Below are 23,726 nucleotides of genomic sequence, written 5' to 3' on the forward strand. Positions count from 1 at the left end.
CTGGGGAAATAACCCGGTGCAGTTTATCGAAAGCTTTGATGTGGATCGTGGGAAGCCCATTTAAAAGGCGGCGCCGCCAGATCGGATATATGAGACAGGATTTTATCCCTGCATGTCTGAACCGTTCAGATATGGCGCGGATGGTCACGCGCCTCTGGTCCTTTGGGCCGCCGGGTGGGTTGATGGCCCCTCCGGCGGGTGTTGCAACGGGGATGAGAATGGCGTTTGGCAGTTAAGATCGGGTGAGGGGTGCGTACGGTGCGGGCCATCGCCCGTCGGTGGGGGGCAGGCGGTAACCCTGCGCTGCGCGCTTGATATCGTTCCGCGTGTGGCACCGTTCCTTGACAGTCCTCGCACCCGCTGCCAGTGGTTTTCATGGCGGTGCGGCCCATTCCGGTAGCGCCCAGTCCCGCACCGGAGGCGCGTTTCATGTCACCCAATATGGTCGGCGCATCGCTTATGATGGCTTCGATGGCCGCGTTTACGATCAATGACGCCCTGCTGAAGATGACCGATGGCGCATTGCCGCTGTTTCAACTGCTGTTTCTGCGCGGGGCGATCACATCGCTGCTGATAATAGGTTTTGGCCGCCATATGGGCCGCATCAGCTTTGACATCAGCAGACGCGATTGGGGCGTGATCGCCGTGCGGTCCTTTGCCGAGGTTGCTGCCGCATATTTCTTTCTGTCGGCGCTGTTTCATATGCCGCTGGCCAACGTCACGGCCATTCTTCAGGTCTTGCCGCTGGCGCTGACGCTGGTATCGGCCGTGATCCTGCGCGAGGCGGTGGGCTGGCGGCGTATGTCGGCCATCGTGGTCGGGTTTGTCGGGGTAATGCTGATCGTGAAACCGGGGGCCGAGGGCTTTAACATCTGGTCGGTCTACGCCCTGATTGCCGTCGCCTGTGTCACCCTGCGCGATTTGTCGACGCGGTTTTTGTCGCCCGCTGCGCCGTCCATGACGGTCACGCTGGTGACTGCGCTGTCGGTGATGTCGGCGGCGGGGTTGGCATCGCTCAGCGCGCCCTGGGCTCCTGTCACGCCACACCTTGGTGTGCTGATCGCAGGCTCTGGCGTGTTCGTGCTTGGGGGGTACTTCTTTTCGATCCAGGTTATGCGGACGGGCGATGTGTCGTTCGTCGCGCCGTTTCGGTATACCAGCCTGATCTGGGCGCTGTTGCTGGGCTGGTTCATCTTTGGCGACTGGCCGGGCGTGTTGACCATGATCGGCGCGGCCATTGTCGTGGGGACGGGAATTTTCACGCTCTACCGCGAACGCAAGGTCAAGCTGTCAGGCTGAAAACACCCGGCGCACATGATCGACGTCGATGGCAAAGCGGTCACGGAACATCGCGATGCCCTCTGCGCTGATCGGTGTCACTGGCACGGGCTTTACCGGTTTTTGCCGGGAATCATTATAGCCATTGTGGCTGCGCACCCACATATCAGGATCGGAAAAGCTGATCGCGGGCATGAACTGGGGGATCTTTTCATGGGCGAAGTTCATGATGGTCAGGGGGCAGTTGCCCTTGATGCACATCCCCAGTGACGCAACATAGAATTGGCGAAACATCTCGACGGTCGAAATGCCGTCGGGCCCGAATTCGGCGACATGGCCGCGGTTCCAGTCAAAGGCCACGGTTTTATAATCCGCCAGCATCGGTGCACTGTCCTGCGCGGCCTTGCGCAGTTTCGCAATGAAATCCAACGCTACGGCGTCGTCGTCATCATAGCGGAATTGCAGGCAAGGTTCGGTTGGATCGAGCCGCGCATCATTCAGGATTTCTTTCATCACCTCGCGCTGGTTGCGGGGTGGTTCGCGGTGAATCAGCGCCTGAGGCAGGTCTGCGACCAACTTTTCAAGGCGTTTTGCGTGATGTTCCGGAAATTGGTCACCGATCACGATGATCAGGCTGAAGTCAGGGTCAGTCTGGGCGCGCAGGCAGGGTAGGGCAACGGTTTCAAGCAGGCGAAAGCGCTCTTCAAGCCGATTTTCCTCGTAGAGATATTGGATTCGGTCCTCAATGGTCTCATGGTCGACCTGAAAACCGCCCAAGGCAGGGTAGGAGAAACGGCAAAGGCCAATGGCTTGCATGAGGGTACCTTCCGATGTCGCGTAAATTCTGTGGCAATATGGGAGGTTACACCCTGTGGTGGCAAGGGCGGAGTGTGAGGGAGAGGAATTGGCCCTGCGGCTTGATCCCGTGCCGGCTGGGCATCATGCTGGTGCTCACCCCCCGCCCGCGACCCTTATTGCCCGCCCCTGTTGACTCCCCCCCGGCAACATCCTATACGCCCGCTATCTCGGAGGCGGAGGCCGCTCTGCCAATCCGACATCATAACTGAAGTGGTCACGATCCGGCCTAATACTGGCCCGATCCTCTGTTAACCCACCGCGTCGTTTTCCTCGGTACGGGAACGTTGCGGTCATTTTGCTTTGTGGACGCATGAAGTAGCCGAATTTAACCGCATGGGGGTTCCCCCGTGTACACAATGTGAGCGATACGGGGAAATAACCGGAATGCCAACGATCCAACAGCTGATCCGCAAGCCGCGGCAGCCAAAAATCAAACGTTCGAAATCCATGCACCTGCAGGAGTGCCCACAAAAGCGTGGCGTCTGCACACGGGTTTACACAACCACACCCAAGAAGCCGAACTCGGCCATGCGGAAGGTTGCCAAAGTGCGCCTGACCAATGGTTTTGAGGTCATCTCTTACATCCCAGGTGAAAGCCACAACCTTCAGGAACACTCTGTGGTTCTGATCCGCGGCGGTCGTGTAAAAGACCTTCCAGGTGTGCGTTACCACATTCTGCGCGGTGTTCTGGATACTCAGGGCGTCAAGGACCGCAAGCAGCGCCGCTCCAAGTATGGTGCCAAGCGTCCGAAGTAATTGCCACGGGCGGGGGGCATGCCCCCGCCGACCAACCCGACACGTAAGGTGGTGCAACGCGCCACCCCCGCCAAGAGGAAGACAGCAACATGTCACGCCGCCACGCCGCTGAAAAACGCGAAGTTCTGCCAGACGCCAAATACGGCGATCTGGTTCTGACCAAATTCATGAACAACCTGATGATCGACGGCAAAAAATCTGTCGCCGAGCGTATTGTTTACAACGCGATGACCCGCGTCGAAGACAAGATCAAACGCGCGCCCATCGAAGTGTTCCACGAAGCCCTGGAAAACATCCAACCTTCCGTCGAAGTGCGTTCGCGCCGCGTCGGTGGTGCCACTTATCAGGTGCCGGTTGAAGTTCGCCCAGAGCGCCGCCAGGCTCTGGCGATCCGCTGGTTGATCAAAGCGGCCCGTTCGCGCAACGAAAACACCATGGAAGAGCGCCTTGCAGGCGAGCTTTTGGATGCTGTTCAGTCGCGCGGTACAGCCGTCAAGAAACGTGAAGACACGCACAAGATGGCCGACGCCAACAAGGCATTCAGCCACTACCGCTGGTAATTCATTTGTCGCGCCCGCTTTCGGGCGCGACTTATTCGTACTGACATTCTCGAGGAAGCAGCCCCATGGCCCGCGATTATCCGCTCCAACGTTACCGCAACTTCGGCATCATGGCCCACATCGATGCCGGCAAAACCACGTGTTCCGAACGCATCCTGTTCTACACCGGCAAATCCCACAACATCGGCGAAGTGCACGACGGTGCCGCCACGATGGACTGGATGGAGCAGGAACAGGAACGCGGGATCACCATTACATCCGCCGCCACCACCACGTTCTGGCAGCGTCAGGAAGAGCCGACACCAGAGGCCACTTCCGACACCAAGTACCGCATGAACATCATCGACACCCCCGGCCACGTTGACTTCACCATCGAAGTTGAGCGTTCGCTTGCGGTTCTCGATGGCGCGGTTGCCGTTCTCGACGCCAACGCGGGTGTTGAGCCACAGACCGAAACCGTTTGGCGTCAGGCCGACCGGTACAAGGTGCCGCGGATTGTGTTCGTCAACAAGATGGACAAGATCGGTGCTGACTTCTTCAACTGCGTGAAGATGATCAAGGACCGCACTGGTGCGACACCTGCACCTATCCAGATTCCAATCGGTGCCGAAACCGAGCTGGAAGGCATGATCGATCTCGTGACCATGGAAGAATGGGTCTGGGAAGGCGAAGATCTGGGCGCAAGCTGGATCAAAAAGCCGATCCGCGACAGCCTGAAAGACCTGGCTGACGAATGGCGTGCCAAACTCATCGAGATTGCGGTCGAGATGGACGACGAAGCCATGGAAAACTATCTGATGGATGGCGCCGAGCCTGACGTCGATACGCTGCGCAAGCTGATCCGCAAGGGCACGCTGGCCATCAAGTTTATCCCGGTTCTGTGTGGTTCCGCGTTTAAGAACAAAGGCGTGCAGCCACTGTTGAACGCTGTAATCGACTATCTGCCCAGCCCGCTGGACGTTGTTGATTACATGGGCTTCAAACCCGGTGACGAAACAGAAACACGTAGCATCCCGCGCCGTGCGGATGATGCGATGGCGTTTTCGGGCCTTGCCTTTAAAATCATGAACGACCCCTTCGTTGGTTCGTTGACCTTTACCCGCATCTATTCCGGCCAGTTGAAGAAGGGCGATACGCTCCTGAACTCGACCAAAGGCAAGAAAGAGCGCGTTGGTCGTATGATGATGATGCACTCGATCAACCGCGAAGAGATCGACGAAGCATTCGCGGGCGACATCATTGCGCTGGCAGGTCTGAAAGACACCACAACCGGGGACACACTGTGTTCCGTTGCCGATCCTGTGGTTCTGGAAACCATGACCTTCCCCGATCCGGTGATCGAAATCGCGGTTGAGCCTAAAACCAAGGCTGACCAGGAAAAAATGTCTGCTGGTCTGGCCCGTCTGGCCGCCGAAGATCCATCTTTCCGCGTCGAAACCGATATCGAATCCGGTCAGACGATTATGAAGGGCATGGGCGAACTTCACCTCGATATTCTGGTGGACCGTCTGAAGCGCGAATTCAAAGTCGAAGCCAACATTGGTGCGCCACAGGTTGCCTACCGCGAAACCATTTCGCGCGAAGCCGAGCACACCTACACCCACAAGAAGCAGTCGGGTGGTTCGGGTCAGTTTGCTGAGGTCAAGATGATCATCACGCCGACAGAGCCGGGCGAAGGTTTCTCCTTTGAGAGCAAGATCGTTGGTGGTGCGGTGCCTAAGGAATACATTCCGGGCGTTGAAAAGGGCGTCAAATCTGTCATGGATTCCGGTCCGTTGGCGGGCTTCCCGGTCATCGACTTCAAGGTCGCGCTGATCGACGGTAAGTTCCACGATGTTGACTCCTCGGTGCTGGCATTTGAAATCGCAGCCCGTCAGTGGATGCGCGAAGCCATGAAGAAGGCCGGCGCGAAACTGTTGGAACCGATCATGAAAGTTGAAGTGGTGACACCGGAAGAATACACCGGCGGCATCATCGGCGATCTGACATCCCGTCGGGGTCAGGTTCAGGGGCAGGACACGCGCGGCAACGCCATCGCGATCGACTGTTTCGTGCCACTGGCGAATATGTTTGGCTACATCAACACCCTGCGTTCGATGTCTTCGGGCCGTGCGAACTTTACCATGCAGTTCGATCACTACGAACCCGTACCGCAGAACATCTCTGACGAGATCCAGTCCAAATACGCATAACCGGGATGGCGGGGGTTTAACCCCGCCCTACCCAAACCGTAGGGTGGGTTTTTGGCCCACCACCCAACACTAAATCAAGGAGACCTCCCCATGGGTAAGGCAAAGTTTGAACGCAATAAACCACACGTCAACATCGGCACAATTGGCCACGTTGACCACGGCAAGACCACGCTGACCGCGGCGATCACCAAGTATTTTGGCGATTTCAAAGCCTATGACCAGATCGACGGCGCGCCCGAAGAAAAGGCCCGCGGCATCACCATCTCGACCGCACACGTCGAGTATGAGACCGAAGCCCGTCACTACGCCCACGTCGACTGCCCCGGCCACGCTGACTATGTGAAGAACATGATCACCGGTGCGGCACAGATGGACGGCGCGATCCTGGTTGTGAACGCCGCTGATGGCCCAATGCCACAGACCCGCGAGCACATCCTGCTGGGCCGCCAGGTGGGTATCCCCACGATGGTTGTCTACATGAACAAGGTTGACCAGGTAGACGACGACGAGCTGCTGGAACTGGTGGAAATGGAAATCCGCGAGTTGCTGTCTTCGTACGACTACCCCGGCGACGACATGCCAGTGATCCCTGGTTCGGCTCTGCACGCGATGAACGGCACCCAGCCTGAAATCGGCGAAGAATCGATCCGCAAGCTGATGGCTGCCGTTGACGAATACATCCCGACACCGGCCCGCGCCATCGACCAGCCGTTCCTGATGCCCGTCGAAGACGTGTTCTCGATCTCGGGTCGTGGTACAGTTGTGACCGGCCGTGTTGAGCGTGGCGTGATCAACGTAGGCGACGAGATTGAAATCGTCGGCATCCGCGACACCAAGAAAACCACCTGTACCGGTGTGGAAATGTTCCGCAAACTGCTGGACCGTGGTGAAGCTGGCGACAACATCGGCGCCCTGCTGCGCGGTGTGGAACGTGAAGGCGTTGAGCGCGGTCAGGTTCTGTGTAAGCCAGGTTCGGTGAACCCGCACACCAAGTTCGAAGCCGAAGCCTATATTCTGACCAAAGAAGAAGGTGGCCGTCACACGCCATTCTTCGCCAACTACCGTCCACAGTTCTACTTCCGCACCACGGATGTGACCGGGACAGTTCAGCTGGCCGAAGGTACAGAAATGGTTATGCCTGGCGATAACGTGTCGTTCGGCGTAGAGCTGATTGCCCCGATCGCCATGGAACAGGGTCTGCGCTTTGCGATCCGCGAAGGTGGCCGCACTGTTGGCGCCGGCGTGGTTTCCAAAATCACTGATTGATCACGGGGTAGGGGCGCAAGCCCCTGCGCCGGGTTGGTGGCAGTCGCTCCTCTTGGGGAGCGATGAGAACCAACTCAGTGGTTATGAGGCGCAGCACTCGGCTGTTATGAAAAACAAAAGGCCGCAGCACACGCTGCGGCCTTTTTGCGTGACCGCCAACATGACCACTCCGCCCGGGACAAGTCGCAGGCGCCGGGCCATCGCCTGCCCGCAAGTCATATTATGCGCACCTGCGGTGCGACGGGAAGGCGGTTACGCGCGCCCCCATCGCCCACACCACACCCTGCACCGTCCATACTGCAGCCCGCCCGGAACAAGCCGCAGGCGCCGGGCCATCGCCTGCCCGTCCGGCGGGGAGGCGATATAGTGAGGCGGGGGTCTAGTTTGATAGGGTGCGCTATGGTTGCGGCATAAAGTGGGACGGATCACCGTTTGGGATCGCCACCCGTCACGCCGAAGGCGTGCCGCTGATATGATGGCGCACCTTTGGTGCGACGGGCAGGCGATGGCCTCGGTGTCGTCCGTCCACGAGCGGCGGGGTGCGCTGTCACGCCGCAAGCGGCATGACCTTGCGCACTGGTTCTGAAAACCGGGGGGCGGGATGGGATTGAACGCGGACGGGGTGCGCTGTCACGCCGCAAGCGGCATGACCCTGCGCACTGGTTTTGAAAACCGGGGCGTTTTCAAAACGCCCTTGCCACGCCGTGCGATTCCCCCTATAGCAGCCCAATCAACCGGGGTGCGTTCAATCGCGCCCCGTTTCATATGATACACTAAGACGCGAAGAGGGGGCCGGATGAGCCTGCTTCCTCCAATCCGTTGACATCCCAAGATAAGGGATATGCACATGGCTGCCAGCCAGAACATCCGCATCCGCCTGAAGGCGTTTGACTATCGGGTGCTTGATGCCTCCACCCAGGAAATCGTAAGCACCGCCAAGCGCACAGGCGCATCCGTTCGCGGCCCCATTCCGCTGCCGAACAAGATCGAAAAATTCACCGTTCTTCGTGGCCCACACGTTGACAAGAAATCCCGTGACCAGTTTGAAATCCGCACGCACAAGCGTCTGCTGGATATCATTGATCCGACCCCCCAGACCGTTGACGCGCTGATGAAGCTCGACCTCGCCGCTGGTGTGGACGTCGAGATCAAGCTGCAAGCATAAGCGTAGGAGGGTAATATCATGTTGCGCTCAGGCGTTATTGCAAAAAAGATGGGCATGACCCGTCTGTTCATGGAAGACGGTAAGCAGATTCCTGTGACCGTTCTTCAGCTCGATAACCTTCAGGTTGTTGCACAGCGTACCATCGAGAAGGACGGCTATGTTGCTGTTCAGCTGGGTGCCGGTACAGCCAAGGCCAAACGCACAAGCCAAGCCATGCGTGGCCACTTCGCCCTGGCGAAAGTGGAACCCAAGCGCAAGGTTGCAGAGTTCCGCGTTGACGCGGATGCGATGATTGGTGTTGGTGAAGAGATCACTGCCGACCATTACTTTGCCGGTCAGTACGTTGACGTTGCAGGCACATCCATCGGTAAAGGTTTTGCCGGTGCGATGAAGCGCCACAACTTTGGCGGTCTGCGGGCGACACACGGTGTGTCGATCAGCCACCGTTCGCACGGTTCCACTGGCCAGTGTCAGGATCCGGGCAAGGTTTTCAAAGGCAAGAAAATGGCCGGTCACATGGGCGCTGCCCGTGTTACCACGCAGAACCTCGAGGTTGTCAAAACTGACACCGCGCGCGGTCTGATCATGGTCAAAGGCGCTGTTCCCGGTTCCAAAGGTGGTTGGGTGACAGTCAAGGATGCGGTGAAAAAGCCGTTCCCCGAGAATGCCATCGTGCCAGCCGCTCTGGCGTCCGCCGCGAAAGAAGCTGCGAAAGCCGCTGAAGCCGCAGCAGCAGCCGCCGCAGCCGAAGCAGAAGCCGCAGCAGCAGAAGCCGCCGCAGCCGAGCAGGCCGCAATGGAAGCCGCAGAAAGCGCTGAATCTACGCCAGATGCCGTAGCCGAAGCCGAAAAGAAAGAAGGTGACGCATGAAACTCGATGTCATCAAACTCGACGGCGGCAAGGCCGGGTCCGTAGACCTGGACGAAGCGCTGTTTGGTCTTGAGCCACGTGCAGACATCCTGCACCGTGTCGTCCGCTGGCAGCGTAACAACGCTCAGGCAGGCACACACAAGGTCAAGACACGGTCCGAAGTGAGCTACTCGACCAAGAAGATCTATCGCCAGAAAGGCACCGGCGGCGCACGCCACGGCGCACGTTCTGCCCCGATCTTCCGCGGTGGTGGTGTTTACAAGGGCCCGGTTGTTCGCAGCCACGGCCACGAGCTGACCAAGAAGTTCCGCAAATTGGGCCTGCGCCACGCGCTGTCGTCCAAGATGAAGTCGGGCTCCTTGGTGATCATTGATGAGCTGAACTCAGATGGTAAGACGGCCGCACTGGCCAAGCAGATTTCCAGCCTTGGCTGGAAGCGCGCGCTGATCATCGACGGTACAACTGTCAACGAGAGCTTTGCCCAAGCCGCACGCAACATCGAAGGTCTGGATATCCTGCCAACGATGGGTGCAAACGTCTATGACATCCTCAAGCGTGATACACTTGTGATCACCAAGGCGGGGATCGAAGCACTGGAGGCCCGTTTGAAATGAGCGCCAAGCATGAACACTACGACGTGATCCGCAAGCCGATCATCACGGAAAAAGCCACCATGGCTTCTGAAAACAACGCCGTTGTTTTCGAAGTTGCCATGGAAAGCAACAAGCCGATGATCAAAGAGGCCGTTGAGGCACTGTTTGGGGTCAAGGTGAAGGCCGTGAACACGACCATCACCAAAGGTAAGGTCAAGCGTTTCCGGGGCCAGATGGGCCGCCGCAAAGACGTGAAGAAGGCCTATGTGACGCTCGAAGAGGGCAACACAATCGACGTATCCACCGGGCTGTAAGCGCCTGACAGGATTGAATTACGAAAGGCCCTCGCAGCGATGCGGGGGCCTTTTTCGTTGTGGTCAGGGCAGCATATGCCGCCCCTCGCTCGCGGAAATCCTCGAACGAGGGTATATTGGTCAAGGTTTGTGATGGCGTCGTGTTAGGCTTCGGCGCGTATGGACGGGCAGCGAAGGGAAGCGGTATGGATCGGCAGCAGGCAAAGTTTGAACGGTTCAAGGCACTGCACGAACAGGACGGGGCGTTTGTCATGCCCAACCCTTGGGATGCCGGATCGGCGCGGATACTCACCGCGATGGGATTTGAGGCGCTGGCGACCACGAGCGCCGGCTATGCGTTTTCCGTCGGCAAGCGCGATTCATTTGCCGGGTTGAGCCAAGCTGAGATTCTTGCGAACGCGCAAGCGATCGTAGCGGCGACCAATCTGCCTGTTTCTGCGGATTTGGAAGACGGGTTTGGCGCTTTGCCGGGGGCATGTGCCGAAACGGTCCGCAAGGCCACAAGCATCGGGCTGATCGGCGGGTCAATCGAAGATGCGACGGGCGATGCGGCGGCGCCCATCTATGAACTTGATCGGGCGATTGAGCGGATCGGCGCGGCGGCAGAGGCGGCCAGGGGCAAGCCATTTTACCTGACGGCGCGGGCCGAAAACTTCCTGTGGGGCCGCGCTGATCTGCACGACACGATACGGCGCCTGCAAGCCTATGCTGAGGCCGGGGCGGATGTACTCTATGCCCCGGGGCTGCCCGATATTGACGCGATCAGAACCGTCTGTCGGGAAGTGGGCAAGCCGGTCAATGTGCTGATGGGGTTGCAGGGCCGTACATATTCGGTCCAGGCGTTGACGGATGCGGGGGTGAAGCGGATCAGCGTCGGCGGGTCATTTGCGCGCGCGGCCTTGGGTGCCATGCGCCGCGCGGCGCACGAGGTCCTGCACGATGGGACATTTACCTACGCGGCTGAAGCGATGCCTGACAGTGAAATTGCAGCGCTGATGGGGCAGGGCAAGGACGATAGGCGGTGAAAACGTCGCAGTTGGTCCGTATGCGCGGCGTTTGACAGGCGAATGAGCCAGCTTTCGCCGTCGGTCGGCCTGTTTTTGCAGGGTGTTTTGATCAACTTGTCATCAAACTTTGCTTTACGCGTTGTTCTGCGCGTGCTTTCGTCTATCAAGGCGGCAAGTAAACGATAAAAAAAGCAGGCATATGTTCCAAGATTCCGGGTCTTTCCGGCCGTCCCCCGAAGTTTCCAACGCGCGCGATTGGGTCAAGGTCCTATCCAAGTACCGCGAGCCCAGCGTCTGGCGCAGCTCTTTTGAGCTGGCTGTCACCCTGGGGCCGTTCATCGCGCTTTGGGCGCTGGCCTGGTGGTCGCTGTCGATCAGCGGTTGGCTGACGCTGGCGATTTCGCTGTGCAACGCGGGCTTTCTGCTGCGGCTTTTCGCCATCCAGCATGATTGCGGCCACGCGGCCTTTTTCAACAACCGCGCAATGAGCGATTGGGTGGGCCGGGTGATTGGTGTGCTGACGCTGACGCCCTATGACGTTTGGCGGCGCACCCATTCCATTCATCACAGTTCCTCCGGCAACCTGGGGCGGCGGGGCATCGGTGACATTCACACGCTGACCGTGGCGGAATATCAGGAAATGGGTCCGCTGGGGCGCTTGCACTACCGATTGTATCGGCATCCTGTGGTGCTGTTCGGTCTGGGACCGAGCTATCTATTTTTCCTACAGAATCGCCTGCCGCTGGGCCTGATGGCCAAGGCGCGCTATTGGGTGAGCGCGATGGGCACCAATGCGGCCATCATCGCGGCGCTGTTGGTGATTTTCTACTTTGGCGGCATCATGCCGATTCTGTTGATCTTTGTTCCGACAACACTGCTCGCTGCGACGGCGGGGATGTGGCTGTTTTACGTGCAGCACCAGTTTGAGACGACCCATTGGGAAGAAAGCCAGGACTGGGATCTGCACGACGCGGCCTATCACGGGTCATCGCATTACGTGCTGCCGCGCGTGTTGCAGTGGATGAGCGCGAATATCGGTATTCACCATGTGCACCACCTTTATAGCCGTATCCCGTTCTATCGCCTGCCCGAAGTACTGCGCGACCATGCGGTGCTGGCCGAGGGCAACCGCATGACGATCCGCGAAAGCCTGGTGAACGCGCGGCTGCATCTGTGGGATGAAAAATCCAAGAAGCTGCTGTCCTTTGCCCAGGCCAAGCAGGCGGCGTGACCGCGCCCCGCATTTGATGGCACAAGATTAAAGGCCCCGCGGAGACGTCGGGGCCTTTTTGCTGCGCGGTGCGGGCGCAGGGCCGCGGCGCTATTTCGCCGGTCGCACCCAGGTCGGTCATTTAGCTTGCTATATGGTGCGAATAGGCGCATGAGGGCGGTGCGACGTTACTATATCTATCGGCATTTCTGCTCCTTACGGCTCAGTCATAACGATCTTTCACTGACTTAGCCGATCTGCCGCATCCTGCGGGCAGTCTTTTTCTAGGAGTACGACGATGGCTAATGGCACCGTCAAATGGTTCAACACAACTAAAGGTTTTGGTTTTATCGCCCCCGATGGCGGCAGCAAAGACGTGTTCGTACACATCTCTGCTGTTGAGCAAGCCGGCCTGACAGGTCTGAGCGATGACCAGAAGGTAACCTTCGACATCGAAGGTGGCCGTGATGGCCGCGAAAGCGCGACAAACATCAAACTGGCATAAGCTGGTTGGCCCCTGCGGGGGCTGATGTTTGAATGAATTGGAAGGGGCGTGGCTGTGATGGCTGCGCCCTTTTTGTTTGTCAGGTGGTGAAGGTTCGAGGGTCAGGGAGATCGCCTCCCCGTCCGCGGGGGCAGGCGATGGCCCGGCGGGCTGTGCGCGAGTTTCCGGGCGGGAAAGCTGCCACTTTTACAAGGCGCAGCGAGCGGCGGGTGTGAGCCCATATCGACCTCGCAACTTGAGATGATTGAGCAGCGACCTTATGCTTGGGCAAACGGATTAATGGTTAGAGTGTCATGGAAAACAACGAAGACGTCCCAGATCGAATGCTCGAAGCACTGAAGCAATTTGGTCTCGATGACAACCTGATGGGAGACCTTAACCCTAGATCTGAAATTGTCACCGATTTGGGAATCTGGGGCGATGATTTTGGCGATTTTTACGAGATACTTAGCCGAGTTTATAACACAGACTACCTAATTCCGGCAGAGTGCGTGCCAAGCGAATTTGCTTGGGCAAGAACCCTCAAGGGTTGGCTTCCATTCACTGACAAAAAAGACGCGGTTCCGTCTGCTTCACTGTCCGTTGCGGAGCTTGATCAAGTGATGCGTGGTCTTGGCCTGCAAACCAAAAGTCGAGATTAGGTAGCAAGGTCCGCTTCGTCGGCCTAGCAGGCATTGATGGAAAACGCGCCACCCTACTGGAGTCAAGGGCGTAGCCCGCCGGGCAGCGCCACCCCGCGGTCTGGCGCTGCCCGGCCATATTAGGCGCGTTTCTCGACGAAACGGCGCGCGCGCGCATTCTTTGCTTAATCCCTTGACCCTCTGCTGCATCCCCCCTATCAGACCCCATCGGCAGTGGCCCCGGATTCGTCCGGGGCTTTGCCTTTGTTCTTGGTCCAAGCGTGATATTTGGACGCGGAGCACTATCCGGGGACCTTCGGGGCCCTACAACCATCGCGGCGTCACCAACTAGACGACGCGCACAAGCAAACGGAAGACAGACAACATGGCACTAAAGTCGTATAAACCGACGACGCCGGGCCAGCGTGGGCTGGTACTGATCGACCGTTCGGAGCTTTGGAAAGGCCGACCCGTAAAAGCCCTCACCGAGGGTTTGACCAAATCGGGTGGTCGGAACAACACCGGACGGATCACAATGCGTCGCACAGGTGGGGGCGCAAAGCGTCTTTACCGGATCGTTGATTTCAAGCGTAACAAGCTGGACATGTCCGCTGTTGTCGCCCGGATCGAATATGACCCTAACCGGACCGCGTTCATTGCGCTGATCCAGTACGAAGATGGCGAACAGGCATACATCCTGGCACCGCAGCGTTTGGCTGTTGGTGACAAGGTTATTGCCAGCAAAAAGGCTGACATCAAGCCGGGCAACGCGATGCCCTTCTCTGGTATGCCTATTGGTACGATCATCCACAACATCGAGATGAAGCCCGGCAAAGGCGGTCAGATCGCCCGTGCTGCAGGCACCTACGCCCAGTTCGTTGGTCGTGATGGTGGCTATGCTCAGATCCGTCTGAGCAGCGGCGAGCTGCGTCTCGTGCGTCAGGAATGCATGGCCACCGTTGGTGCCGTGTCCAACCCCGACAACTCGAACCAGAACTACGGTAAAGCGGGCCGCATGCGTCACAAGGGCATCCGTCCTTCGGTACGTGGTGTCGTGATGAACCCGATCGATCACCCTCATGGTGGTGGTGAAGGCCGTACGTCCGGTGGTCGTCACCCGGTTACCCCTTGGGGCAAACCGACAAAGGGTGCCAAGACTCGCAACAAGAACAAAGCGTCCAGCAAGCTGATCATCCGCTCGCGGCACGCCAAGAAGAAGGGGCGTTAATTAATGGCTCGTTCAGTATGGAAAGGTCCTTTTGTTGACTCTTATGTCCTCAAAAAGGCAGAGGCTTCCCGCGAGGGCGGTCGTAACGAAGTGATCAAGATCTGGTCGCGCCGCAGCACGATCCTGCCCCAGTTCGTGGGTCTGACGTTTGGCGTGTACAACGGTCACAAGCACATCCCTGTAAACGTCAGCGAAGACATGATTGGTCAGAAGTTTGGTGAATATTCGCCAACACGGACCTACTACGGTCATGCCGCCGACAAAAAAGCGAAGCGGAAATAAGCCATGAGCAAGGATAAAAATCCCCGCCGCGTGGCAGACAACGAAGCACGTGCGAAGCTGCGCATGTTGCGGACGTCGCCGCAGAAACTGAACCTCGTCGCCGCGTTGATCCGTGGCAAGAAGGTGGACAAGGCCCTGACGGACCTCACTTTCAGCAAAAAACGGATCTCAGCAGATGTGAAGAAATGTCTTCAGTCAGCCATCGCGAATGCCGAGAACAACCACAACCTTGATGTGGACGAACTGGTCGTAGCCGAAGCATATTGCGGCAAAAACCTGATCATGAAGCGCGGTCGCCCTCGGGCCCGTGGGCGTTTTGGCAAGATCGTCAAGCCGTTTTCGGAAATCACAATCGTCGTGCGTCAAGTTGAGGAGCAAGCATAATGGGTAATAAAGTAAACCCGATCGGCATGCGCCTTCAGGTCAACCGTACCTGGGACAGCCGCTGGTATGCCGACACCAAGGATTACGGTGATCTTCTGCTTGAAGACCTCGCAATCCGCGCCTTCATCAAGAAGGAATGCCACCAGGCCGGTATCGCCCGTGTGATCATCGAACGTCCGCACAAAAAGTGCCGCGTTACGATCCACACAGCACGTCCCGGCGTCATCATCGGCAAGAAAGGGGCAGACATCGAAGGTCTGCGCCAGAAAATCGCCAAGATGACCAAATCCGAGCTGCACCTCAACATCGTTGAAGTGCGCAAGCCGGAACTGGACGCGGCATTGGTTGGTGAAAGCATTGCTCAGCAATTGGAACGCCGGGTGTCTTTCCGTCGTGCCATGAAGCGCGCCGTGCAGAATGCCATGCGCATGGGTGCCCTGGGCATTCGTGTGAACCTGGCCGGTCGTTTGGGTGGCGCGGAAATCGCGCGTACCGAATGGTACCGCGAAGGTCGCGTGCCTCTGCACACATTGCGTGCCGATATCGATTACGCACATGTCGAAGCGATGACCGCTTATGGCATCATCGGGATCAAGACCTGGATCTTCAAAGGCGAGATCATGGAACACGACCCCGCTGCGCGTGACCGTAAGGCACAGGAACTGCAAGACGGCCCAGCACCTCGCGGTGCCGGCGGTCGGCGTTAAGGAGTAGATAGATGCTACAGCCAAAACGTACTAAATTCCGTAAGCAGTTCAAAGGCTCGATCAAGGGTTTGGCAAAGGGCGGGTCTGACCTGAACTTTGGCACCTACGGGCTGAAGGCACTGCAGCCGGAGCGGGTAACAGCCCGTCAAATCGAAGCGGCACGCCGCGCGATGACGCGTCACATGAAGCGTCAGGGCCGTGTCTGGATCCGCATTTTCCCGGATGTTCCGGTAACCTCCAAGCCCGTCGAAGTGCGTATGGGTAAGGGTAAAGGTTCCGTCGACTTCTGGGCAGCCAAGGTCAAGCCAGGCCGCATCATGTTCGAGATCGACGGTGTCGGCGAAGATGTGGCGCGCGAAGCTCTGCGTCTGGCGGCAATGAAGCTGCCGATCAAGACACGGGTCGTCGTACGCGAAGACTGGTAATCCCGTCGCCCCGCATGCGGGGCGACGCGGCGGAGGCAGCGTATTTGCAAAGCAAATGCGCGTTCCGCCACCGGTAGGGTTATAGAAACCCCCGCTGAGTGATCAGCGGGGGTTTTTCTTTGATATGGATATTGAAGGAGATATAAGTGAATTGAAAAATTGAAGGTTGTCTACATGAGTACTCAAACAATCAAATATTGTTCTGATATAAAAATTTCCCGACGAGAATTGTTGCTGCTCTCGCTAGTCCCCCCCACTATCGCATTGGCGTCATGTGCAGGTGATAGAGTGCCCCATTCCTCCGGCGGCTCAATCATAAGAAAAGGAACGGGGTTCAAAGGTGGAACTTTTAAAGCTAAGAAATAGAAATGAAGATCCTATTTCTTTAGAATTTTCCTACCTTAGTTTTCCAATTTGCAGCTTTGATTTTGCGCTATTTTTTGCTTTTACTCTGCAAAAGCAGTGTCCGAACCGCGCCCTAAGTGCCTTAGGCAAGCCGCTAGCGTAATGCGAGTGCCTTGCATCTTGCCCCACAGTTTAGGCGGGTGCCATGGTGGGTACCTGTTGCCCACCGATCCTGCCCCCCCGTCCGGAACAAGCGCGTAGCGCGCCGGACCATCGCCTGCCCGTCCGTTCGGGCTGGCGATTGATCGAGGCTGGGATCAAGTTTGATAAGGCACGACACCGCTGGGGCATAAAGTGGGACGGATCAGCGAGCAGGATCGCCACCCCACGGGCAGGCGATGGTCCAGCCTACTCTAGTGCTACGATTGCTACGATGGCCTCACGCATCCTCCCCCAAATCCAACCACAACCGCCCCTTGCGATAGCCGCCCTTCACCACATGCCCCGGCTCCGCCACCTCCGGATGCGCCTCTGCCCAGTCGCGAAAACGGTCTTTGCTGATGACCCGCGCGCCATAATCACGCGCGGCCTTTAGGATGAAGGAATCCGCCGGGTTGCCCTTGGGGACGACCATAACCCGGTCCTGGGGCAGGTCGAGTTGTGAGCTGAGGGCGCGGTCATGTTGGTAACGGCCCGTAAGCAAATAGCCTGCGTTCGCATCGAAAACGACACCGGGAGTGAAGCCACGTTCCCGCAGGTAATCGACCACATCGCGTACTGTCAAAATGTCAGGTTCGCCGCCCCTCCAATACATCACGTTCGAGCCGTCGATGATGATCCAATTCTTTGGGGTCTTGTCGCGCCGTAGCGATTTTATCAGCAGGATCGCACTGGCGATGATGCAAGGCCCGCCCAGCAGCAGCAGGTCGGACAGGCCGGGCAGGAACCCGGCGGCAGTTATCATCGCTGAGATGAGCAACAAGAAAAGAGGGGAAGTCATTTGGTGAAATCGTCTTTTGCAAAAATAGGGCGGTTCAATTCATGGTTGAGTTTCAGGGAATTTGTGGAGCCTGGCAAGTGCCATGGTTCTAGCCATCTCTGTCAAACCCAACTACCATAAGGACCAGCCAAGTCCCTCTCTGCCAAGAAAGGCCACGCCCCATGAACCACGTCCCCAAACCCACCACTGACGACGACCTGATCAAGCAATTCCTTGATAACGGCGGGTCTGTCAAAAAGGGCAAGACCAAGCCGATGCCAGCCGATCTGGGGCTGAGCAACAATCAGTGGGGCAACAAGCTGACCAAGGAAGAAAAGGCGGCGGTAAAGGCGCAGGAAGAGGCGGCCAAGGCGGCGAAGAAGTAGGAACAGGCCCGGGATCAAGTCGCAGGCGCCGGGCCATCGCCTGCCCGCCCGGACGGGTCGGCGATTTAGTGAGACTTTGCGCACGTCAGCTAAGTCACGTCACGATTGAACCATAAAGTGGCATAGGGCCACCATTCGAACGCCGACCCGCGGGCAGGCGCTGGCCCAACCTTACGCCCAGTTGTAGTTAAAACTCACCGACACCCTATCATCTTCGATCATGTTCATCGGCACCTCGTGGCGCAGCCAGCTTTCCCATAGCAGTACGTCACCAACCGCCGGTTCCACATAGATGAACGGGCGCAGTTCTTCGCGGGCGTCTTTGACGCGCCCCGGGGCGGCCATCATCATGGGCAGTCGCGGGTCCTCGAACCGGATCGCGCTGGCACCTTCGGGCATGGTGACATAGGTGGTGCCGGAAATCACCGAATGCGGGTGGATGTGCGAGGTGTGGATGCCGCCCTCGGGCAGGATGTTCAGCCACAGCGAATCCAGCACCAGCTTGCGCTCGCCGAGATCAAACTCCAGATCCTTGGCAAAGGCTGCAACATGTTTGTCCAGCACCTTGACCAGATCCTTGAAGATGGGAAAGCGGTAGGGCAGGTCGTCGAGCGAAGCGTAAGAGGTGTAGCCGGCATAGCCGTTTTCTTCGCACCAGTCCTGGCCCGCTTCGTCGTCTTCCGCGATGGAAAAGCAGGAAGCGGCAAGTTCATCGGTGTCAATGGCTTTGCCATGGGCCGACAGGGCGGCGTGATAGAGGCGGGTGGCGAAAAGCGATTTGATATGTGTCATGGGGCGTGTTTACTAAGACAGTGACGGGTTGGCGAGTGAAATTGCCTTTGGCGCGTGTCGCAGACACGGGCCGCGCCTGACCTTCCCCCCGGGAAGGCGCATGGCAAGGTGTCAACACACGGCAAGGTGGCGGCGGCGGCAATCCCTACGCATGACGAACTGTTGGGACGCCTTCCAAAGGTCAGGCGCGGCCCTTAGCGCATTTGCTATCCAATCGGCAAAAAGGGTTGCGTTAGGCAGGCACCCGGCGTATTGGCACCTTTCATCATGAACTCCACCAGAATCATGGTCACCCTTCAGGGGCCATCTGGTGATGTTGAAAGGAATAGGCCGTGAAAGCCAACGAACTGCATGACAAGACGCCGGACCAGCTCCGCGACGAACTTGTGAACCTGAAAAAAGAATCCTTCAACTTGCGTTTTCAGCAGGCCACCGGCCAGTTGGAAAACCCTGCACGTTTGAAGTCGGTTAAGCGCGATGTGGCCCGTGTCCACACTGTGTTGAACCAAAAAGCCGCCGCTGCGGCAGCCGAATAAGAGGAGCCTGAAAAATGCCCAAGCGTATCCTGACAGGCACCGTGACATCGGACGCCAACGCCCAGACAGTAACCGTATCGGTAGAGCGTCGCTTTACACACCCGGTTCTGAAGAAAACCATTCGTAAGTCCAAGAAATACCGGGCTCACGATGAGAACAACACATTCAAAGTGGGCGATTCTGTTCGCATCATCGAATGTGCACCAAAGTCGAAAACCAAACGTTGGGAAGTTCTGACTTCGGAAACTGCCGAAGCCTAAACAACCTGTTAATCGAAACCCTGGGACGCGGGCCGCATCGCCCCCCAGAAGGTCGGGAGAAACCAAATGATCCAGATGCAGACCAACCTGGATGTAGCTGACAACAGCGGCGCTCGCCGTGTTCAGTGCATCAAGGTCCTGGGTGGTTCCAAGCGTAAATACGCATCCGTCGGCGACATCATTGTCGTGTCGGTCAAGGAAGCCATCCCTCGCGGTCGTGTGAAAAAGGGCGACGTCCGTAAGGCCGTCGTCGTTCGCACCGCCAAAGAAGTCCGTCGTGACGATGGCACAGCCATCCGTTTCGACCGCAATGCAGCCGTTATTCTGAATAACAACAACGAACCAGTTGGCACCCGTATCTTTGGGCCAGTTGTTCGTGAACTGCGCGCGAAAAACTTCATGAAAATCATCTCGCTTGCGCCGGAGGTGCTGTAATGGCTGCTAAACTTCGCAAAGGTGACAAGGTCATCGTGCTGGCTGGCAAGGACAAGGGCAAGACAGGGGCAATCACCTCGGTCGATCCCAAGTCGAACAAAGCGGTTGTGGATGGTCTGAACGTCTCCATCCGTGCCACGCGCCAGACACAGACATCTCAGGGCGGCCGCATCCCCAAGGCGATGCCGATCGACCTGAGCAACCTCGCGCTTGTGGATGCCAATGGCAAAGCCACCCGCGTGGGCTTTAAAATCGAAGGCGACAAAAAAGTGCGCTTTGCCAAGACCACGGGGGACGTGATCGATGCTTGATACCGCAACCTACACACCCCGCCTTCAGGCTGAATACCGCGAAAAGATCCGCGCAGCCCTGAAAGAGGAATTCGGCTATAAGAACGACATGATGATCCCGCGTCTGGATAAAATCGTTCTGAACATCGGCTGTGGTGCCGAAGCCGTGCGTGACAGCAAGAAAGCCAAGTCGGCCCAGGAAGACCTGACGACAATCGCTGGCCAGAAAGCGCTGACCACTATCGCCAAGAAATCCATCGCTGGTTTCCGTGTACGCGAAGAAATGCCACTGGGCGCGAAAGTGACCCTGCGCGGCGATCGCATGTACGAATTCCTGGATCGTCTGATCACGATTGCAATGCCCCGCATCCGCGACTTCCGCGGCGTACCGGGCAAAAGCTTTGACGGCCGTGGCAACTACGCCATGGGCTTGAAAGAGCATATCGTGTTCCCTGAAATCGACTTTGATAAAGTTGATGAAAACTGGGGGATGGACATCGTGATCGCCACCACGGCGAAAACCGACGCTGAAGGCAAGGCCCTGTTGAAAGCTTTCAACATGCCCTTCAATTCATAAGCGCGGGAAGGAATAGACATGGCTAAGAAATCTATGATCGAGCGCGAAAAGAAGCGCGAAGCACTGGTCAAGAAGTACGCCACTAAGCGTGCTGACTTGAAAGCGATTGTAAGCGACCAAGAAAAGCCGATGGAAGAGCGTTTTCGCGCTTCTCTCGCGCTGGCGAAACTGCCTCGGAACTCCAGCGCTGTGCGTCTGCACAACCGTTGCCAGCTGACAGGCCGTCCGCACGCTTATTATCGTAAACTGAAAATTTCGCGGATCGCGCTGCGGGATCTTGGCTCTGCTGGCCAAATCCCCGGCATGGTCAAGTCGAGCTGGTAAGGAGCGCATCAGATGAACGATCCTATCGCAGATATGCTGACACGCATCCGTAACTCTTCGATGCGCGGCAAATCCACAGTTGTCACACCTGCATCCAAGCTGCGTGCTTGGGTTCTGGACGTGTTGGCCGACGAAGGCTACATCCGTGGCTACGAAAAGATGACTGGTAAAGACGGCCACCCGGCCATCGAAATCAGCCTGAAATACTACGAGGGCGAACCTGTTATTCGCGAACTGAAGCGGGTCTCCAAGCCCGGTCGTCGCGTGTACATGGGCGTACATGACATTCCAGTGGTCCGTCAGGGCCTCGGCGTGTCGATTGTCTCCACCCCCCGGGGTGTGATGTCGGATGCTGCTGCACGCTCTGCCAATGTTGGCGGCGAAGTGCTCTGCACCGTATTCTAAGGAGAAATTCATGTCTCGTATTGGTAAAAAACCGGTCTCCATGCCGTCTGGCGTGTCAGCATCGGTCAGCGGTCAGTCGATCGAAGTAAAGGGCCCCAAGGGCACCCGCAGCTTCAAGGCGACTGACGATGTGACCCTCACCGTCGAGGATAATGTGATCACTGTCACGCCGCGTGGTAAGTCCAAGCGCGCGCTGCAGCAGTGGGGCATGTCCCGCACCATGATTGAAAACCTGGTGACCGGTGTCACACAGGGTTTCAAGAAGGAGCTGGAAATCCAGGGTGTTGGTTATCGTGCTGCCATGAACGGCAACACGCTGAAACTGAACCTCGGCCTGAGCCACGACGTTGATTACATGCCACCAGAAGGTGTCACCGTAACAGCGCCAAAGCAGACCGAAATCATTGTGGAAGGCATTGACGAACAGCTTGTTGGTCAAGTCGCTGCGAACATCCGTGCATGGCGCAAGCCCGAGCCCTACAAGGGCAAAGGCATTCGCTATAAAGGTGAGTTCGTCTTCCGCAAAGAAGGCAAGAAGAAGTAAGGACGCACATCATGGCAAACAGCAAAAGACAACTGTTTTTGAAACGCCGCATGCGCGTTCGGAACAAACTTCGCAAGGTAAACGCAGGCCGTATGCGCCTGTCGGTACACCGCTCGTCCAAGAACATCTCGGCTCAGCTGATCGACGATGTGAATGGCGTGACACTGGCTTCCGCCTCCACACTGGAGAAGGATCTGGGTTTCATCGGCAAGAACAACATCGAAGCGGCCGCGAAAGTGGGCGCCGTGATTGCCGAACGTGCCAAGAAAGCCGGCGTGGAAACAGCCTATTTCGACCGTGGCGGTTTTCTGTTCCACGGCAAGGTGAAGGCTCTGGCCGACGCCGCACGCGAAGGCGGCCTGAAGATCTGATGCAGCGGTGCGTGGGCGACCACGCACCCTCTGCATCACGACATTGCGAAGAGGGCCACACCGGCCCTCTCGATAATCCGGGGGCACTACGCCCACCTGGATTGACCAAGACAAGGCCCAAGGGCCGACAAAAAAAGGAAGATGCCAGATGGCAAGAGATGACAACCGTGGGGGCAACCGCCGCAACCAGCGCGAAGAGACCCCGGAATTCGCTGACCGTCTGGTCGCGATCAACCGCGTGTCCAAAACCGTAAAAGGTGGTAAGCGTTTTGGCTTTGCCGCTTTGGTGGTTGTGGGCGATCAAAAAGGCCGCGTTGGTTTCGGTAAAGGTAAAGCGAAAGAGGTCCCTGAGGCCATTCGCAAAGCCACCGAGCAGGCCAAGCGTCAGATGATCCGCGTGCAATTGCGCGAAGGTCGGACGTTGCACCACGACATGGAAGGCCGCCACGGCGCGGGCCGCGTTGTGATGCGCACAGCACCAGAAGGTACCGGGATCATCGCCGGTGGTCCAATGCGTGCCGTATTCGAAATGCTGGGCGTGAAGGACGTGGTTTCCAAGTCCATCGGGTCGCAGAACCCATACAACATGATCCGCGCCACGATGGACGGGTTGAAGAAAGAGCAATCGCCTCGTTCTGTTGCGCAGCGTCGCGGCAAGAAAGTGGCCGACATTCTGCCCAAGCGTGACGACAACGTAGAATCGTCCGCACAAGTGGCTGAGGAGGCATAAGCATGGCCAAGACAATCGTGATCAAGCAGGTAGGTTCGCCCATCCGCCGCCCCGCCAAACAGCGTGCCACGCTGATCGGCTTGGGCCTGAACAAAATGCACAAAACCCGTGAGCTGGAAGACACTCCTTCCGTGCGCGGCATGATCAATGCGATTTCGCACATGGTCGAGATTGTGGAAGAAAAAGGCTGAATCGGTGGTGGGGTGAACCCTACCTTACCGATTGGCCGTAGGGTGGGTTTCTAGCCCACCAATGTTAGAACGCCTCGCAGGTAACTGCGGGGCGTTTTTATTTTAAGTGATTTGTACTTTGCTCAATAGCCGTGAGGTTGGAAGGTGAGTTGGTCTCTCAGATTTTGGTTGTTAATACTTTGTTAACTTTTACGGCTGCCCTGCGCGTATTTTTTAAGCGCGTTTTGCACACTGGATTTTGTTAATGAAACCTATTCTCGCAGCACTTTTTTGCCTGTCACTTCCCGCTATTGTCACAGCGGGGCCAATCTCCGTTCCAACCCACTCATCAAGTGAAACTG

The 23,726-nt window shown here is 57.5% G+C and carries 34 protein-coding genes; 31 read left to right on the top strand and 3 right to left on the bottom strand.

What is annotated here, in order from left to right; translation table 11 throughout:
• Positions 1–429: 429 nt before the first annotated feature.
• A complete protein-coding gene (locus AC1965_RS03275; RefSeq protein WP_483885871.1) occupies positions 430–1,299 on the top strand; it encodes a DMT family transporter in 870 nt (289 codons plus the stop codon).
• On the opposite strand, the gene AC1965_RS03280 is transcribed toward AC1965_RS03275, so the two are convergent.
• A complete protein-coding gene (locus AC1965_RS03280) occupies positions 1,291–2,094 on the bottom strand; it encodes a putative rhamnosyl transferase (protein ID WP_483885872.1) in 804 nt (267 codons plus the stop codon). The genes AC1965_RS03275 and AC1965_RS03280 overlap by 9 nt on opposite strands.
• A gap of 426 nt (positions 2,095–2,520) precedes the next feature.
• On the opposite strand from AC1965_RS03280, the gene rpsL reads away from it, so the two are divergent.
• The 18 genes from rpsL to rplP all read left to right on the top strand — a co-directional run bounded on the left by rpsL (position 2,521) and on the right by rplP (position 16,220).
• Positions 2,521–2,892, top strand: a complete 372-nt coding sequence (gene rpsL / locus AC1965_RS03285) for a 30S ribosomal protein S12 (RefSeq protein ID WP_011570072.1) — start codon at positions 2,521–2,523, stop codon at positions 2,890–2,892.
• Positions 2,893–2,981: 89 nt separating this feature from the next.
• The gene (rpsG, locus tag AC1965_RS03290; protein ID WP_483885873.1) at positions 2,982–3,452 is read left to right on the top strand and encodes a 30S ribosomal protein S7; all 471 of its coding nucleotides are present in this window, start codon (positions 2,982–2,984) and stop codon (positions 3,450–3,452) included.
• A gap of 65 nt (positions 3,453–3,517) precedes the next feature.
• Positions 3,518–5,644, top strand: coding sequence for an elongation factor G (gene fusA / locus AC1965_RS03295; protein WP_483885874.1), 2,127 nt, complete (start codon positions 3,518–3,520; stop codon positions 5,642–5,644).
• A 90-nt stretch (positions 5,645–5,734) separates the two neighbouring features.
• On the top strand, positions 5,735–6,910 hold the full coding sequence (gene tuf / locus AC1965_RS03300; RefSeq protein WP_483885875.1) for an elongation factor Tu: 1,176 nt from the start codon (positions 5,735–5,737) through the stop codon (positions 6,908–6,910).
• An 847-nt stretch (positions 6,911–7,757) separates the two neighbouring features.
• On the top strand, positions 7,758–8,075 hold the full coding sequence (rpsJ, locus tag AC1965_RS03305; RefSeq protein WP_483885876.1) for a 30S ribosomal protein S10: 318 nt from the start codon (positions 7,758–7,760) through the stop codon (positions 8,073–8,075).
• Positions 8,076–8,093: 18 nt separating this feature from the next.
• Entirely contained in the window at positions 8,094–8,945 is an 852-nt protein-coding gene (rplC, locus tag AC1965_RS03310; protein ID WP_483885877.1) for a 50S ribosomal protein L3, read from the top strand.
• The gene (rplD, locus tag AC1965_RS03315; protein ID WP_483885878.1) at positions 8,942–9,559 is read left to right on the top strand and encodes a 50S ribosomal protein L4; all 618 of its coding nucleotides are present in this window, start codon (positions 8,942–8,944) and stop codon (positions 9,557–9,559) included. The genes rplC and rplD overlap by 4 nt, the downstream gene beginning before the upstream one ends.
• A complete protein-coding gene (locus AC1965_RS03320) occupies positions 9,556–9,852 on the top strand; it encodes a 50S ribosomal protein L23 (protein ID WP_483885879.1) in 297 nt (98 codons plus the stop codon). Before rplD ends, AC1965_RS03320 begins: the two co-directional genes overlap by 4 nt.
• A 185-nt stretch (positions 9,853–10,037) precedes the next feature.
• Positions 10,038–10,877 (top strand): isocitrate lyase/PEP mutase family protein, encoded by an 840-nt coding sequence (locus tag AC1965_RS03325; protein ID WP_483885880.1) that lies wholly within the window; start codon positions 10,038–10,040, stop codon positions 10,875–10,877.
• A 42-nt stretch (positions 10,878–10,919) separates the two neighbouring features.
• A complete protein-coding gene (locus AC1965_RS03330) occupies positions 10,920–11,045 on the top strand; it encodes a hypothetical protein (protein WP_483885881.1) in 126 nt (41 codons plus the stop codon).
• A 13-nt stretch (positions 11,046–11,058) separates the two neighbouring features.
• Complete coding sequence (locus tag AC1965_RS03335) at positions 11,059–12,090, top strand: fatty acid desaturase (protein WP_483885882.1); 1,032 nt, start codon at positions 11,059–11,061, stop codon at positions 12,088–12,090.
• A gap of 277 nt (positions 12,091–12,367) precedes the next feature.
• Positions 12,368–12,574 (top strand): cold-shock protein, encoded by a 207-nt coding sequence (locus tag AC1965_RS03340; RefSeq protein ID WP_483885883.1) that lies wholly within the window; start codon positions 12,368–12,370, stop codon positions 12,572–12,574.
• A gap of 293 nt (positions 12,575–12,867) precedes the next feature.
• Positions 12,868–13,215 carry a hypothetical protein gene (locus tag AC1965_RS03345; RefSeq protein WP_483885884.1) on the top strand — a complete coding sequence of 116 codons (348 nt, stop codon included), beginning with the start codon at positions 12,868–12,870 and terminating at the stop codon, positions 13,213–13,215.
• Positions 13,216–13,579: 364 nt separating this feature from the next.
• Positions 13,580–14,422, top strand: coding sequence for a 50S ribosomal protein L2 (gene rplB, locus AC1965_RS03350; RefSeq protein ID WP_483885885.1), 843 nt, complete (start codon positions 13,580–13,582; stop codon positions 14,420–14,422).
• A gap of 3 nt (positions 14,423–14,425) precedes the next feature.
• The gene (gene rpsS, locus AC1965_RS03355; RefSeq protein WP_007118838.1) at positions 14,426–14,704 is read left to right on the top strand and encodes a 30S ribosomal protein S19; all 279 of its coding nucleotides are present in this window, start codon (positions 14,426–14,428) and stop codon (positions 14,702–14,704) included.
• 3 nt (positions 14,705–14,707) lie between these two features.
• Positions 14,708–15,088 carry a 50S ribosomal protein L22 gene (gene rplV, locus AC1965_RS03360; RefSeq protein WP_483885886.1) on the top strand — a complete coding sequence of 127 codons (381 nt, stop codon included), beginning with the start codon at positions 14,708–14,710 and terminating at the stop codon, positions 15,086–15,088.
• Positions 15,088–15,795, top strand: a complete 708-nt coding sequence (gene rpsC, locus AC1965_RS03365) for a 30S ribosomal protein S3 (protein ID WP_483885887.1) — start codon at positions 15,088–15,090, stop codon at positions 15,793–15,795. Before rplV ends, rpsC begins: the two co-directional genes overlap by 1 nt.
• Positions 15,796–15,806: 11 nt before the next feature.
• Positions 15,807–16,220 carry a 50S ribosomal protein L16 gene (gene rplP, locus AC1965_RS03370; RefSeq protein WP_007118841.1) on the top strand — a complete coding sequence of 138 codons (414 nt, stop codon included), beginning with the start codon at positions 15,807–15,809 and terminating at the stop codon, positions 16,218–16,220.
• A gap of 784 nt (positions 16,221–17,004) precedes the next feature.
• Here rplP and AC1965_RS03375 read toward each other — a convergent pair.
• A complete protein-coding gene (locus AC1965_RS03375; protein WP_483885888.1) occupies positions 17,005–17,565 on the bottom strand; it encodes an NYN domain-containing protein in 561 nt (186 codons plus the stop codon).
• A 161-nt stretch (positions 17,566–17,726) separates the two neighbouring features.
• Here AC1965_RS03375 and AC1965_RS03380 point away from each other — a divergent pair, with 161 nt between their 5' ends.
• Positions 17,727–17,930: a hypothetical protein gene (locus AC1965_RS03380; RefSeq protein WP_483885889.1), complete on the top strand. Its 204-nt coding sequence runs from the start codon at positions 17,727–17,729 to the stop codon at positions 17,928–17,930.
• Between the two features lie 171 nt (positions 17,931–18,101).
• On the opposite strand, the gene AC1965_RS03385 is transcribed toward AC1965_RS03380, so the two are convergent.
• A complete protein-coding gene (locus AC1965_RS03385; RefSeq protein ID WP_483885890.1) occupies positions 18,102–18,722 on the bottom strand; it encodes a TIGR02466 family protein in 621 nt (206 codons plus the stop codon).
• Positions 18,723–19,054: 332 nt separating this feature from the next.
• Between AC1965_RS03385 and rpmC the strand changes: the two genes are divergently transcribed.
• The 11 genes from rpmC to rpmD all read left to right on the top strand — a co-directional run bounded on the left by rpmC (position 19,055) and on the right by rpmD (position 23,385).
• Positions 19,055–19,258, top strand: a complete 204-nt coding sequence (rpmC, locus tag AC1965_RS03390; RefSeq protein WP_483885891.1) for a 50S ribosomal protein L29 — start codon at positions 19,055–19,057, stop codon at positions 19,256–19,258.
• 14 nt (positions 19,259–19,272) lie between these two features.
• Entirely contained in the window at positions 19,273–19,518 is a 246-nt protein-coding gene (gene rpsQ / locus AC1965_RS03395) for a 30S ribosomal protein S17 (RefSeq protein ID WP_007118847.1), read from the top strand.
• Positions 19,519–19,584: 66 nt separating this feature from the next.
• Positions 19,585–19,953: a 50S ribosomal protein L14 gene (gene rplN, locus AC1965_RS03400; protein WP_007118848.1), complete on the top strand. Its 369-nt coding sequence runs from the start codon at positions 19,585–19,587 to the stop codon at positions 19,951–19,953.
• Positions 19,953–20,264 carry a 50S ribosomal protein L24 gene (gene rplX / locus AC1965_RS03405; RefSeq protein WP_483885892.1) on the top strand — a complete coding sequence of 104 codons (312 nt, stop codon included), beginning with the start codon at positions 19,953–19,955 and terminating at the stop codon, positions 20,262–20,264. Before rplN ends, rplX begins: the two co-directional genes overlap by 1 nt.
• Positions 20,257–20,820, top strand: a complete 564-nt coding sequence (gene rplE, locus AC1965_RS03410) for a 50S ribosomal protein L5 (protein ID WP_483885893.1) — start codon at positions 20,257–20,259, stop codon at positions 20,818–20,820. Before rplX ends, rplE begins: the two co-directional genes overlap by 8 nt.
• An 18-nt stretch (positions 20,821–20,838) precedes the next feature.
• Entirely contained in the window at positions 20,839–21,144 is a 306-nt protein-coding gene (gene rpsN / locus AC1965_RS03415; protein WP_483885894.1) for a 30S ribosomal protein S14, read from the top strand.
• Positions 21,145–21,156: 12 nt separating this feature from the next.
• Positions 21,157–21,549, top strand: coding sequence for a 30S ribosomal protein S8 (gene rpsH, locus AC1965_RS03420; RefSeq protein ID WP_483885895.1), 393 nt, complete (start codon positions 21,157–21,159; stop codon positions 21,547–21,549).
• Positions 21,550–21,559: 10 nt separating this feature from the next.
• Positions 21,560–22,093, top strand: a complete 534-nt coding sequence (rplF, locus tag AC1965_RS03425) for a 50S ribosomal protein L6 (RefSeq protein WP_483885896.1) — start codon at positions 21,560–21,562, stop codon at positions 22,091–22,093.
• A gap of 11 nt (positions 22,094–22,104) precedes the next feature.
• Complete coding sequence (gene rplR / locus AC1965_RS03430) at positions 22,105–22,464, top strand: 50S ribosomal protein L18 (RefSeq protein WP_483885897.1); 360 nt, start codon at positions 22,105–22,107, stop codon at positions 22,462–22,464.
• 148 nt (positions 22,465–22,612) lie between these two features.
• Entirely contained in the window at positions 22,613–23,194 is a 582-nt protein-coding gene (gene rpsE / locus AC1965_RS03435; protein ID WP_483885898.1) for a 30S ribosomal protein S5, read from the top strand.
• A 2-nt stretch (positions 23,195–23,196) separates the two neighbouring features.
• Complete coding sequence (gene rpmD, locus AC1965_RS03440) at positions 23,197–23,385, top strand: 50S ribosomal protein L30 (RefSeq protein ID WP_483885899.1); 189 nt, start codon at positions 23,197–23,199, stop codon at positions 23,383–23,385.
• The last annotated feature ends 341 nt before the right edge of the window (positions 23,386–23,726 follow it).

It is taken from the genome of Sulfitobacter sp. KMM 9851 (genome assembly GCF_057178245.1).